General features: G+C 46.4%; 15 protein-coding genes. 14 read left to right on the top strand and 1 reads right to left on the bottom strand.

Going from position 1 to position 12,183, the window contains the following annotated elements; genetic code table 11:
* Positions 1-123 precede the first annotated feature (123 nt).
* The 6 genes from A8806_RS06665 to A8806_RS06640 all read left to right on the top strand — a co-directional run bounded on the left by A8806_RS06665 (position 124) and on the right by A8806_RS06640 (position 5,005).
* Positions 124-1,002 (top strand): ABC transporter ATP-binding protein, encoded by an 879-nt coding sequence (locus A8806_RS06665; protein ID WP_109730407.1) that lies wholly within the window; start codon positions 124-126, stop codon positions 1,000-1,002.
* Complete coding sequence (locus A8806_RS06660; RefSeq protein ID WP_109730406.1) at positions 1,002-2,237, top strand: ABC transporter permease; 1,236 nt, start codon at positions 1,002-1,004, stop codon at positions 2,235-2,237. The genes A8806_RS06665 and A8806_RS06660 overlap by 1 nt, the downstream gene beginning before the upstream one ends.
* Positions 2,194-2,811 carry a hypothetical protein gene (locus tag A8806_RS06655; protein WP_109730405.1) on the top strand — a complete coding sequence of 206 codons (618 nt, stop codon included), beginning with the start codon at positions 2,194-2,196 and terminating at the stop codon, positions 2,809-2,811. Before A8806_RS06660 ends, A8806_RS06655 begins: the two co-directional genes overlap by 44 nt.
* A 71-nt stretch (positions 2,812-2,882) precedes the next feature.
* Positions 2,883-3,167, top strand: coding sequence for a YabP/YqfC family sporulation protein (locus A8806_RS06650; RefSeq protein WP_109730404.1), 285 nt, complete (start codon positions 2,883-2,885; stop codon positions 3,165-3,167).
* 13 nt (positions 3,168-3,180) lie between these two features.
* Positions 3,181-4,500, top strand: coding sequence for a sporulation protein YqfD (locus A8806_RS06645; protein WP_181368611.1), 1,320 nt, complete (start codon positions 3,181-3,183; stop codon positions 4,498-4,500).
* Between the two features lie 148 nt (positions 4,501-4,648).
* Positions 4,649-5,005 carry a molecular chaperone Hsp90 gene (locus A8806_RS06640; protein ID WP_109730403.1) on the top strand — a complete coding sequence of 119 codons (357 nt, stop codon included), beginning with the start codon at positions 4,649-4,651 and terminating at the stop codon, positions 5,003-5,005.
* 71 nt (positions 5,006-5,076) lie between these two features.
* On the opposite strand, the gene A8806_RS06635 is transcribed toward A8806_RS06640, so the two are convergent.
* Positions 5,077-5,562, bottom strand: coding sequence for a hypothetical protein (locus A8806_RS06635; RefSeq protein ID WP_109730402.1), 486 nt, complete (start codon positions 5,560-5,562; stop codon positions 5,077-5,079).
* Positions 5,563-5,978: 416 nt separating this feature from the next.
* Between A8806_RS06635 and A8806_RS06630 the strand changes: the two genes are divergently transcribed.
* From A8806_RS06630 to miaB, 8 genes are all read left to right on the top strand, one after another.
* Positions 5,979-6,989 (top strand): PhoH family protein, encoded by a 1,011-nt coding sequence (locus A8806_RS06630; RefSeq protein WP_109730401.1) that lies wholly within the window; start codon positions 5,979-5,981, stop codon positions 6,987-6,989.
* The gene (gene ybeY / locus A8806_RS06625; RefSeq protein ID WP_109730400.1) at positions 6,989-7,486 is read left to right on the top strand and encodes an rRNA maturation RNase YbeY; all 498 of its coding nucleotides are present in this window, start codon (positions 6,989-6,991) and stop codon (positions 7,484-7,486) included. The genes A8806_RS06630 and ybeY overlap by 1 nt, the downstream gene beginning before the upstream one ends.
* A 20-nt stretch (positions 7,487-7,506) precedes the next feature.
* Entirely contained in the window at positions 7,507-9,186 is a 1,680-nt protein-coding gene (locus A8806_RS06620) for a putative polysaccharide biosynthesis protein (RefSeq protein ID WP_109730399.1), read from the top strand.
* Positions 9,187-9,258: 72 nt separating this feature from the next.
* Positions 9,259-9,627 carry a hypothetical protein gene (locus A8806_RS06615; RefSeq protein WP_109730398.1) on the top strand — a complete coding sequence of 123 codons (369 nt, stop codon included), beginning with the start codon at positions 9,259-9,261 and terminating at the stop codon, positions 9,625-9,627.
* Positions 9,628-9,689: 62 nt separating this feature from the next.
* A complete protein-coding gene (locus A8806_RS26100) occupies positions 9,690-9,911 on the top strand; it encodes a DUF896 domain-containing protein (RefSeq protein ID WP_181368610.1) in 222 nt (73 codons plus the stop codon).
* Positions 9,889-10,467: a 5-formyltetrahydrofolate cyclo-ligase gene (locus A8806_RS06610; RefSeq protein WP_181368609.1), complete on the top strand. Its 579-nt coding sequence runs from the start codon at positions 9,889-9,891 to the stop codon at positions 10,465-10,467. The genes A8806_RS26100 and A8806_RS06610 overlap by 23 nt, the downstream gene beginning before the upstream one ends.
* Positions 10,461-10,643: a DUF4250 domain-containing protein gene (locus A8806_RS06605; protein WP_109730396.1), complete on the top strand. Its 183-nt coding sequence runs from the start codon at positions 10,461-10,463 to the stop codon at positions 10,641-10,643. The genes A8806_RS06610 and A8806_RS06605 overlap by 7 nt, the downstream gene beginning before the upstream one ends.
* Positions 10,644-10,693: 50 nt before the next feature.
* Complete coding sequence (gene miaB / locus A8806_RS06600; RefSeq protein ID WP_242995970.1) at positions 10,694-12,148, top strand: tRNA (N6-isopentenyl adenosine(37)-C2)-methylthiotransferase MiaB; 1,455 nt, start codon at positions 10,694-10,696, stop codon at positions 12,146-12,148.
* Positions 12,149-12,183 lie beyond the last annotated feature (35 nt).

Below are 12,183 nucleotides of genomic sequence, written 5' to 3'. Positions count from 1 at the left end.
ATAGAGAAAATATAGACATTTCTTCGGTATGATAGCTTCATAGACAAGAAGATCACATAAAAATGAAATGGACTAAGACAAAACAAGTCCGGGGATCTTCAGGAAAGAGAGGTTAATCAAAGAATGTCTGCTGAAATTAAGATTGAACATTTGAATCAATATTATGGAAAGAAACAGGCTTTAAAGGAGGTTGATCTGACCATTCAACAGGGAATGTTCGGACTGCTCGGGCGAAACGGCGCCGGAAAAACGACTCTTATGAAGGTGCTTGCCACACTGCTGCCAAAATCAGACGGACGGATTACAGTCTGTGGAATTCCGGTAGAAGACTCTGCCAGAATCCGTAAGATGACCGGGTACCTGCCCCAGGATTTTTCCATGTACCCGAATATGAGCGTCTATGAGGCAATGGATTATCTGGGCGTTCTCTCCGGACTGAGTACAGCCGAACGCAGAAAGAGAATTCCATATCTGCTGGAGAAGGTGAATCTCCAGAATGACAGAAAAACAAAAGTAAAGGCACTTTCCGGCGGAATGAAACGCCGCCTCGGTATCGCCCAGGCGATCCTGCATAACCCAAGAATTCTTATTGTAGACGAACCGACGGCCGGATTGGACCCGGAGGAAAGAGTCCGTTTCCGGAATCTTCTCTGTGAGATTGCAGAAGAACGCATCGTCATTCTCTCTACCCATATTGTAGGGGACATCGAAGCAACCTGCGAACAGATAGCCGTCTTAAATAATGGGGAAATCCTTTATCAGGGAACCGTTTCCGGCCTGATTGAAATGGCTGACGGAAAAGTTTATACTGCCCAGATCAGCAGACACGAACTTCCGCAATTAAAAGAAAGATACATCGTAACCAGCATGCTGACACTTGGAAACAATGTCATGATCCGTTTTATCGCAGAGAAGAAGCCCTTCGCTTCGGCCGAAAGCTGTGATGCGGGTGTAGAAGATGCTTACATGTATCTGATGAACGGAGAAGGGAGTGAGGCCTGATGTTTGGACATCTATTCATAAAAGAATGTAAACAGACGGCCAAAAGCATGATCTACTGGCTGATCATCCTGATCCTGCTTATTTTTTTCAACTCCCAGCTCGGCAGCATGGAATTTGCCGAGAAACCGGAACCGGGGCAGGAAGACTACGGCATGGTCGCAGGCGGTGATGAACAGGCCACAATGGAGGCAACGCTTGGATATCTGGTCAGTGAGTACAGGAGCGGCTCCTTTACAACGTACCCGATCGGGTTTTATAAAACAGTCAAGCCCAGTCAAAAGGAGTTAAAGAGGATCCATGAGATTGTTACTGAAACAACAGGGCTGTCCACAGATCAGGAGATCGACGATGCGATGACAGCGGCCCAGGGAGACAGCCAGATCGTATACGGCAGTTCGCCGGTCAAGCCAAAAGACGGGCTTACTTTTGAACGGTTCTGTGCATTAATGGAAGAAACAGACGATATGCTTGGAGGAGGTTCCAATTACAGTAAAGAGAGTCTTAAAACAAATGCAAAAACACCAATGACTTATGAACAGGCACTGCAGCAATATAATGACCTGACAGAAAAAGATCATTTTACCGGTGCATATGCAAGACTGTTTAGTGATTACATGGGAATTATGCTCGGGATACTGCCCGTATTTCTGGCAGCCACGCGGGGCATGCGTGACAGGCGTTCCCGCATGCAGGCGCTGATCGCATCAAGAAAGGCCTCTTCAGCCGTGATTATCTTCAGCCGTTACTTTTCCATGATTGTAATGCTGATGCTGCCGGTTCTCCTCATTTCCTGCATACCGCTGTCCGAATGTATCAAAGCTGCAGGAGGAGGTATCCGTCTGGATTATCTGGCATTCGTGAAATACAGTGTTGGCTGGCTGATGCCGACTGCCATGATCTCCACTGCCGTGGGAATGGTTCTGACGGAACTTACGGACACGGCTCTGGGTGTACTGGTACAGCTTATTTGGTGGTTTCTGTCTGTCTTTAGTTCCATGTCAGCCATGCACGGCGGAATATACGGCTGGGATCTCGTTCCCAGACACAACACACCGTTTAATTATGAAGGTTTTCATGCAGGTTTCAGCCAGCTGGCTGCAAACAGGGCGCTGTACGCAGGAATTTCCATCCTGCTCGCTGCAGTTACTGTCTGGATCTATTCATTAAAGAGGAAAGGGAGGCTTGATATCCGTGGCAAATTATTTGGAAATCGCAAGAGAGAACATAAGGCATAACCTGCCCGTCCATGCCGTCACGGCAGGCATCCTGCTCTGCCTTTCCCCGCTCGTACTGGGGGTAAAGAACCTGCCTTTGGCGGACACTGCCAAGGTTCTGGAAATGTATGTGGCCCTGATCGGGATTATCCTGATCCCCCCTGTCTTCCTTCCCGAGCAGAATCCGGATTTAAGAGACCTGATCCGGTCGAAATATACAAAAATAAGCACTGTTTACAGCATCCGGGCCATAGAGGCCGTGCTTGTCCTCGCATTATATCTCGGCGTATACATCTTAATCCTCCACATAAATGGCTGCCAGATGGAGGCACCGGCATACTATGCAGGGACACTCGCGGAAATGATCTTTATGGGAGGGCTCGGACTTTTGTTTTACAGCCTGACGGATAACCTGATTGCGGGTTACATGATCCCTGTATTCTACTATATCACCGCAATGGGGGCAGGCTCTAAATATCTGAAGGTATTCTATCCCTTCTCGATGACGAAGGGCAGCTATACCGAAAAATACTGGCTCCTTGCCGGGGGTGTTATTTTGATGGCCACAGCAGTCCGCATCAGAAGCCGGAAATAAGAATTCATAAGAATAGGACAATTGTGCCGCACATATACTTCAAATAAAGGGCGTATGTGTGGCATTTCTATATGGGCAGAGATTTAGATAACGAAAAATTCAAAGAAAAACTGGCATCTGCTGCAAGTATGCCAAAGGATGTAGTCCTCGGTGCAGCCGTTGTCACAATCGTGGGCTGTCAGGAAGTCTGCATCGAAAATTACCGCGGCATCATTGAATACACGGATGTCCTGATCCGTGTCCAGACCAAAGGGTGCCAGATCCGGCTTCAGGGGAAAAACCTTCAAATAGAGTATTATACCAACGATGAAATGAAGATTACAGGCAGAATTTGTTCGCTAGAATATTGTAAGTGAGGTAAGAAAAACTGTGATACAGTCAATCATCCGGTATGTACATGGCTATGTAAAGGTCCGCGTCGAGGGATATTCCCCCGAACGCTTTTTAAATCTGTGCAGCCACCATCAAATTTATATATGGGGACTGACTCCCTGCGGCAATGCGTATGAGATGTATATGAGCCTCAAAGGTTTTCGAAAGCTTCGACCGATCGTCCGTAAAACGCATACAAGAGTGGTACTGACAGGCAGGGCCGGTCTTCCTTTTTTTCTGCAGAGGTACCGGAAGCGGAAGCTGTTTTTTATCAGCTTCTTCCTTTGTCTCGGGCTTTTATACCTGTATTCCAGCTTTATCTGGGACATTCATTTTGAGGGAAACGAAAAATGGACAAACGAGACGCTGCTTGAATTTCTCGAGACGAAAGAGGTCACTCCCCATATGCCGAAAAAACAGGTTGACTGTGCACAGATCGTAAAAGAAATCCGAAAAGAGTACGACGATATCGTCTGGGTATCTGCATCCATTGACGGCAGCCGGCTCCGTATCCAGATCAAGGAAAATGAAGATACGTTCCGGGAGGACGGAGAGGATGCGGACCCTAAAAGTGCCTCCTCCGATTCCACTCCCCCAGAAGTCCCAAAAACCGAGAGCAGCCAGGCTCAGCCGAAGGAGCCGAAAGACCTGGTTGCAACGAAAGACGGTGTGATTACCAGTATCATCACCCGGACGGGAGTCCCGATGGTGCATGTCGGAGATACCGTCGCAAAAGGCGACATCCTCGTGTCCGGCAGGATCGAGGTCATGAACGATGCAGGCGAAGTCATCGACTACCAGTACCAGACTTCGGATGCGGATATATTTGCGGATACACAGATGGCTTACGAGGATACAATCAGCACAAAATATAAAAAGAAATACTATGAGAAGTCCCAGAGACGCTTGTATTATCTAAAAATCGGTTCCCGGATACTCTCAGTCGGCACACTGAAGAATGATTATAAAGAATGGGAGATGTACACAAAGGAGCACCAGCTGAAATTAGGTGAGAATTTCTACCTCCCTGTATCTTACGGCAGTAAGATTGTTAGATCATACACCTCCAAAGAGAAACCACACACAAAAGAAGACCTCCAGAAACAGCTGAGTGAAAACTTCAGCCTGTTCTCCAAAGATCTGGAAGAGAAGGATGTCCAGATGAAAGATAACAGTGTGAAAATACATATCGGTCAGGACACGGCAACAGCAAAAGGCATCTTATACCTGAATGAGCGGATCACACAGGAGAAGGACACCGAAATCATGCAGATTGAGAATAAGACTTCGGATGGAACAGAAGAAACACAGGAATGATCCCTATAAAGGAGAACCAGACGTGCATGGTAACGCTTGGTTCTCTTGTTTTGAATAGGGTTTTGAATAGGAAAGAGGTTCAAATTGCGTTACCCGGATAAGTATGGTAAAATATAGGAAAAGTTCTGGAAGAAAAGGAGTGTTAATTATGGACAAGGAAGTATTGAACTACGTTGTTGAGAAGACACACGAATTAGTGGACGCACCGACATGCAGCAGTGAGACAAAGGCTGCGGCTCTGGCATGGCTGGATGCCGTCGGCACAGAAGGGGAGGCCGCAGAAACCAGAAAGTATATAGAAGAACTGGAAGAGGATATTATGCCGGTCGACAATCTGATCGGATTTGCAGAGTCTGAAGCCGGGGCCCAGGTGTTCGGGGCGGATAAGGCAAAAGAAGTAGCGGCACACGCCCGCGAGATTAAGGCTGCCGGGGCAAAATACTGTGACTGCCCGGCCTGTGCGGCAGTGGAAGCGATTCTAGAAAAGAAAGATCTTATGATCTAAGGCAATTAGTTGCAAAAAGACACCTGTGCTTTTTCGAAACACAGGTGTCTTTTTGCATGGCAGGGGCAGACTTACCTTCTGCAGATCAGTTCTGTCGTCCTGCCGTCTTCTGTCAGACGGACAACGCCTCTGTGGATGAGTGGGTGTACATGTGATATTTCGCTGTATTTCTGTAAGATTGTCTTAAAAAATTCCCCATCCTCCAGAGAATGATAGACATAAATCTTATCCTTCCCGCCGAAATCCATTTCCAAAAGTCCTAGCCCGCACAGATACCTCAGATCTTCTGAGGATTCGAGTATCTCTTCATCCGTTTCCATGTCACTGGTGACATAAAACGGGTCTTTTGACATTTCGGCGTATACATGGCTTGTATCATACATATTCATGAGCCTGAATACCGGAAAACTTTTTGTCCTGTGCAGGAGGGTTAATAATGCGGCCTGCTGCCGGGATAGATATATTTCCCTGCATTCATCCCTGCCAGATCCGGAAGCCTTAGGACGATAGCGGCAAATATAATCATACTTTTTATTTGTTAAAACTTCAGTTCCCATTTCTTTGCCCTCCCTTTTCATTTACAATAAACATTTTACTTATTACTTATATTTATTATACCATTTTATATATTGTTATTCAATAATATGAAAGCACAATAAATTATCTGATATATTATTTGTATTAATTAAAGGTTACAGTTTATTAGCACCGATGAAAGTATTTTCAATCTGTACATATCTTAGAAATTAATTTTTTCTCATAGAAAATTTCATCCAGCGGTATCAACCTGATTTATGACAAATTTTTGAAATCATACATATCCGGGTGAAAAAGTTATACAATAAAATGAATGTGAAAATAATTAAAAGAAAATTTAATTCTTTTTTCTTAGGAAATACTGGAAAAGGGTATTCCAATTAAGAAAAATAGTGTTAAAATACACATAGAATATATATGGAAAGGAAAAAACAGGATGAGTCTGGCAGAACTGATGATTGACATACCGGCCGAACACGAGAAAAATGTATTCGGCCAGTTTGATGCATATGCGAAAAAGATGGAGCGCACATTTCACGTCACATTAATCGCCCGTGACGGACAGACAAAAATATTAGGAGAGGGACATGCCGCCGAAAAGGCAAAGAGGGTACTGGAACAGCTCACTGAGTTATCCCGGCGCGGAAACGTGATTACGGAACAGAATGTAGACTATGCCATATCCCTTGTCTTTGAAGACCAGGAAGAAGGGATCGTGGAGATCGACAGGGACCTGATCTGCCATACACTTCAGGGCAAACCAATCAAGCCTAAGACGCTCGGGCAGAAGAAGTATGTGGATGCGATCCGCAGCCGCATGATTACTTTTGGCCTAGGGCCGGCCGGGACCGGAAAGACATATCTGGCGATGGCAATGGCGATTACAGCTTTTAAAAGCAATGAGGTCAGCCGGATTATCATGACCCGTCCGGCTATCGAGGCAGGAGAAAAGCTGGGATTCCTCCCGGGGGACCTGCAGAGCAAGGTAGACCCTTACCTGCGTCCACTGTACGATGCACTGTATCAGATCATGGGGGCCGAAAGCTTTTTGAAGAATTCTGAAAAAGGGCTGATTGAGGTTGCCCCGCTGGCTTATATGAGAGGGCGCACGCTTGACAATGCCTTCATTATTCTGGATGAAGCGCAGAACACAACCCCCGCACAGATGAAGATGTTCCTGACCCGTATCGGCTTTGGATCCAAGGTTGTTATCACAGGCGATACCACACAGAAGGACCTGCCGCCGGGAACAGTCTCAGGACTCGATGTAGCGGTTAATGTCATAAAAAATATCGACGATATCAGTATCTGTACACTGACGAGCAAGGATGTCGTGAGACACCCGCTTGTGCAGAAGATCGTTAAGGCATATGAAGAATATGAAAAGAAAAGTATCCGGCCGGGTAATAAGGATGGCAGGAGAAACAGCGGCAAAAGGAGAAAGTAATGAGTCTATACATGGAAGAAGAAGGGGCAGTCAGACTGCCGTTTGATACTGAAGAAACCGCAGAGCTTGTCATAGAGGCTGCACTGGAATACGAAGGATGTCCTTATGAGGCGGAGATTAATCTGCTTCTGACAACCGATGAAGATATCAGGGAGATGAACCAGATGTTCCGCCAGATTGACAGGGCAACAGATGTCCTGTCATTTCCGATGCTGGAATATGGCACACCGGGAGATTTTTCCGGCCTCGAAGAGAATCCGGGGGACAGCTTCAATCCGGAATCCGGGGAGCTTATGCTGGGGGATATCGTGATTTCCAAAGATAAGGTCCTTGCACAGGCAGAAGCATACGGCCACACTCCGAAGAGAGAATATGCTTTCCTGATCGCCCATAGTATGTTACACTTATTTGGCTATGACCATATGGAGGAGGACGAACGCATCCAGATGGAACAGAAGCAGAGAGAGATCTTAGAAAAGATTCAGATATTACGGTAGCTGAATAAACGGAGGACTTTATGGCTGAAACACATAAGAATAAAAAGAAGAAAAAAGATGATTTCCTGATGCAGGGAGCCATACTCGCCGCCGCTGCCATGCTCACCAAAATTATAGGTGTTGCATACAGGATTCCGCTTGCAAATATACTCGGGGATGAAGGAAACGGATTTTATGGTTATGCATTTGAGGTATATTCCCTTGCATTGCTCCTTTCTTCTTTAAGCTTTCCGATCGTTGTCTCCAAACTGGTTTCCGCCAGAATGGCAATGCGGCAGCGCAGGAATGCTTTCCGGGTATTTACGTGTGCGCTGGCATTTTCGATCGTGATAGGCGCCGTCGTGGCACTTTTCATCTTTTTCGGCGCGGATGCCATTTCCACACACCTGATGGAATCCCCGCTGAGTGTATATGCATTGAAGGTACTGGCTCCCGGCCTGTTCATTGTATCCGTCATGGGTGTGCTGCGCGGGTATTTTCAGGGACTCGGGACCATGGTCCCGACTGCGGTGTCACAGGTTATTGAACAGATCATCAATGCCGTGATCAGTCTGGTCGGGGCAAGTGTGCTGTTTAAAATCGGGGCAGGCGCCGCCGAAAAAAATAACGAAGAACTCTTAGGACCCGCCTACGGTGCGGCAGGTGGAACCGTTGGTACAATTATGGGTGCACTGGCAGGGCTCCTGTTTTTGCTTTTTGCTTTATTTGCATTCAAGAATGTCATCCGCCGGCAGCTTAAAACGGACAGGACGAGACGGCAGGAGAGTTACAGCCGTATCCTGAAGATCCTGCTTCTTACTATGGTTCCGGTTATATTTAGTACGGCAATCTATAATATCAACCAGTTAATTGACCTGACGCTTTTTAATAAAATTATGGCTGCACAGGGATTTTCCGAGAAGGAGTATATGGCGCTCCAGGGAATCTATACCGGGAAGTATAATACCCTGATTAATGTTCCAATGGCTATGGCGAACGGACTGGCGGCATCTGTCATCCCGAGTCTGACGGCGGCTGTCCCGACAGGCAATAAGACTTTGATACATGGTAAGATCAGCCAGACCATCCGGTTTACCATGCTGGTGGCGATTCCGTGTTTTGTAGGTTTTGTCGTGCTGGCTTCACCACTTATGGTACTTTTATTTAATGACTCCCGCAAAACACCGGCGCTTCTCCTTTCCCTGGGGGCGGTTACCGTAGTATTCTACTGCTGGTCCACCGTGTCCAACTCCATTCTGCAGGGACTGGACAGGATTTCAACGCCCGCAAAGAACGCGGCGATTTCACTTGTTATACATATCGCTGCGTTACTGCTCATGCTCGTTGTTTTTAAATGGAATATTTACGCACTGGTTGGAAGTAATATCGTTTTCGCCGTCTGCATGTGTTTCTTAAATGCAAGGGCAATCGGCAAGGCGAGTGGTTATAAGCAGGAGATGGAGCGGACCTTTGTCAAACCGCTGATCGCCGCCGTGATCATGGGTATCGTGACTTATGCCGTGCATCTTGTGCTGGCTATCGTGTTCCCGGGGCGCGTCGTGGCAACGATGATATCCGTCCTTGCAGCCGTGGCTGTATACGCCTTTAGTATTTTGAAACTGGGAACGCTTACGGAACAGGACATCAAGGATCTGCCGCAGGGTTATAAGCTTTTAAGAATCTGCCGCCGCTTCCACCTTCTTCCTCGTAAAGAAGGATAATGAAAAAGTGTAAAACTGTATATTTTTTATATAAAAAGCCAATACTGTATGTAAAAAAGGAGTTGGATCCTTATGAAACCGAGATACTGTATTGGCTTTTTTGCGGGTGTGTTCCTGCTTGTTTCCGCAATCGGGATTGGTTACCAGTTAAGCTATAAATTTGCATTGGACAGGCAGCAGGCCAGGGTGGAGTCCGAGATTCCTAAACAAAATACGGAGAGCGTCACGACAAAAGGTGAAGCAACTAAGAACGAAGGATACTATATATGTGAACTGCACGGCTATGTAGTAGTCTATCTCTATGATAAGAAGACCATTTTCGAGGTTACCAATATTCCGCTTACAGACCTGCCCGAGGAAGTGCAGGAGGAAATCAGGGGTGCGAAATATATGGAAACAGAGGAAGCACTTTACGGATTTTTAGAAAATTATTCGAGCTGACAAGTAGACGAATGGTATCAAATAGTGTAATATAAAGGTTGGTTTACAAAAAGGAGATACAAATGGACGAACAAAAGATTAAACGAATTAATGAATTATACAGGAAATCAAAGGCTGAAGGGCTGACTGATGCCGAAAAAAAGGAACAGAAGATCCTGCGTCAGGAGTATGTGGATTCCTTTCGGAGAAATCTCCGCAGCCAGCTCGACAGAATTGACATTGAGGAAAAAGACGGAAGCGTCACGAATCTGGGTGAGAAGTTTGGAATCAAAAAAGGAAATTAGAAAAATAGTCCGATCAAAGAGAGCCGCCCTTCCTGAAGATGAGCGGCTTAAATACAGCGCCCTGATCAGGGACAGGCTCTTTGATCAGCCGCTGTACCAACAGGCAGACGAGGTATACTGTTATGTTTCCTTTGAGGAAGAGGTCATAACATACGGGATACTGGAACATGTCTGGAAATCGGGCAGGAAGCTTGCCGTTCCGAAAATTCTTACGGACAGCGGGCCCTTTATGCGGATGGAGTTTTTCTATATAGAGAGTCTGGCTGATCTGAAAAAAGGATATTTCGGCATTCCGGAACCGGATGAAGACAGACCTGCCGGGAATCCTGATTCTGGTAAAAATGTGCTGGTGGTCATGCCCGGTGTTGCCTTTGATAAGAACCGGCGGCGCATCGGCTATGGAAAAGGATTTTACGATGCCTATCTTAAACGCCATCCTGACTACCGGACGATCGCACTGGCTTATTCCATACAATGTCTGGACTCCATCCCATCCAGGGAACATGACATCCGTCCGGATATGATTATAACAGAAAGGGAGATATACACATGTTAAACAAACTTCCGGCTGACCCGGTCATTCTGCTCGGTATCATTAACACAAAGCTCAGAGATTATTACAGGACACTGGACGATCTGTGTGATGATATGGATATATCAAGAACAGAACTGTCCGGCAGGCTTAAAATGATTGATTATGAATATGATGCAGGGAGGAACCAGTTTATCTGACATGCACCATTGCTACATAACGAATGAATGATAGAAGAGGATTCATACATATGAACACGATTGATTATACGACGATTGACCCGTCAAAAGGGGCTCCGGCCAGAGAGCCGGAAAGACAGTACTATTTTATCGCAAAGGCAAAAGAATATTTAAAAAAGCAGTCTCAGGAAGCCGGAAGGCCGCTGACCTTCTGTGTGACCACTTTCGGCTGCCAGATGAATGCCAGAGACTCTGAGAAGCTCTCCGGCATTCTCGAGCAGATCGGCTACGTGGAAGAACCGGATGAAGAAAAAGCAGACTTTGTAATATACAACACCTGTACGGTCCGCGAGAACGCCAACCAGCGTGTCTATGGGCGGCTGGGACAGTTAAACAGGGTGAAAAAGAAGAACCCGCACATGATGATCGGCCTTTGCGGCTGCATGATGCAGGAACCTGAGGTAGTTGAAAAATTAAAGAAAAGCTACCGTTTTGTGGATCTGATCTTCGGAACCCACAACATCTTTAAGTTTGCCGAGCTGATTGTAACCCGCATGGAATCGAAACGGATGGTCATTGATATCTGGAAAGATACGGATAAGATCGTGGAAGACCTGCCGAGTGAGCGGAAGTATTCCTTTAAATCGGGTGTCAACATCATGTTTGGCTGCAATAATTTCTGCAGCTACTGTATCGTCCCTTATGTAAGAGGGCGGGAGAGGAGCCGGAACCCGGAGGATATCATCCGCGAGATACGCAGGCTTGTCGATGACGGTGTCGTTGAAGTTATGCTGCTCGGACAGAATGTCAATTCCTACGGGAAGACACTTGAGCACCCAATGAGCTTTGCACAGCTCCTCATGGAGATTGAAAAAATCGAGGGACTGGAACGGATCCGTTTCATGACTTCCCATCCGAAAGATCTTTCCGATGAACTGATCGAGGTCATGAGAACTTCGAAAAAAATATGCAGGCACCTGCATCTACCTGTCCAGTCCGGAAGTTCAAGGATTCTGGAAAAGATGAACCGCAGGTATACGAAAGAGCATTATCTGGAACTGGTTGAAAAAATCCGAGCCGCAGTGCCGGACATCTCCCTTACTACGGATATCATTGTCGGATTTCCCGGTGAGACAGAGGAAGATTTTCTGGAGACAATGGATGTTGTCAGAAAGGTCCGCTATGACAGTGCCTTTACCTTCATCTATTCCAAACGGACAGGCACGCCCGCAGCGGTAATGGAAGACCAGGTTCCGGCGGACGTGGTAAAAGACCGCTTTGACCGTCTGTTAAAGGAGGTGCAGCATATCTCCAGCGAAGTCTGCAGTATATACACGGATACTATTCAGGAGGTTCTCGTCGAAACTGTGAATGACCATGATTCGTTCCTGATGACCGGAAGAATGAGCAATAACCTGCTCGTACATTTTCCGGGAGATGAAAGCCTGGTTGGCAGAATCGTACCTGTAGAACTGAAAGAATGCAAAGGTTTTTATTATATCGGAGAACTGGTACGCGAATCATAAAAGAAAATGGATGCCGTATGGAGATTAGGAATAAA

Source organism: Faecalicatena orotica (assembly GCF_003149245.1).
In the GTDB taxonomy this organism is placed as follows: Bacteria; Bacillota; Clostridia; order Lachnospirales; family Lachnospiraceae; genus Faecalicatena_A; species Faecalicatena_A orotica.
Note: the sequence above shows the minus strand (reverse complement) of the source record. Positions and strands in the feature narration are given on the sequence as shown.

Bases quoted from the DNA above. Each gene is read 5' to 3' on its own strand.
- miaB (WP_242995970.1), top strand. From the start codon at position 10,694: ATGAACACGATTGATTATACGACGATTGACCCGTCAAAAGGGGCTCCG.
- ybeY (WP_109730400.1), top strand. From the start codon at position 6,989: ATGAGTCTATACATGGAAGAAGAAGGGGCAGTCAGACTGCCGTTTGAT.
- A8806_RS06650 (WP_109730404.1), top strand. From the start codon at position 2,883: ATGGGCAGAGATTTAGATAACGAAAAATTCAAAGAAAAACTGGCATCT.
- A8806_RS06620 (WP_109730399.1), top strand. From the start codon at position 7,507: ATGGCTGAAACACATAAGAATAAAAAGAAGAAAAAAGATGATTTCCTG.
- A8806_RS26100 (WP_181368610.1), top strand. From the start codon at position 9,690: ATGGACGAACAAAAGATTAAACGAATTAATGAATTATACAGGAAATCA.
- A8806_RS06615 (WP_109730398.1), top strand. From the start codon at position 9,259: ATGAAACCGAGATACTGTATTGGCTTTTTTGCGGGTGTGTTCCTGCTT.
- A8806_RS06660 (WP_109730406.1), top strand. From the start codon at position 1,002: ATGTTTGGACATCTATTCATAAAAGAATGTAAACAGACGGCCAAAAGC.
- A8806_RS06635 (WP_109730402.1), bottom strand. From the start codon at position 5,562: ATGGGAACTGAAGTTTTAACAAATAAAAAGTATGATTATATTTGCCGC.
- A8806_RS06640 (WP_109730403.1), top strand. From the start codon at position 4,649: ATGGACAAGGAAGTATTGAACTACGTTGTTGAGAAGACACACGAATTA.
- A8806_RS06605 (WP_109730396.1), top strand. From the start codon at position 10,461: ATGTTAAACAAACTTCCGGCTGACCCGGTCATTCTGCTCGGTATCATT.
- A8806_RS06630 (WP_109730401.1), top strand. From the start codon at position 5,979: ATGAGTCTGGCAGAACTGATGATTGACATACCGGCCGAACACGAGAAA.
- A8806_RS06665 (WP_109730407.1), top strand. From the start codon at position 124: ATGTCTGCTGAAATTAAGATTGAACATTTGAATCAATATTATGGAAAG.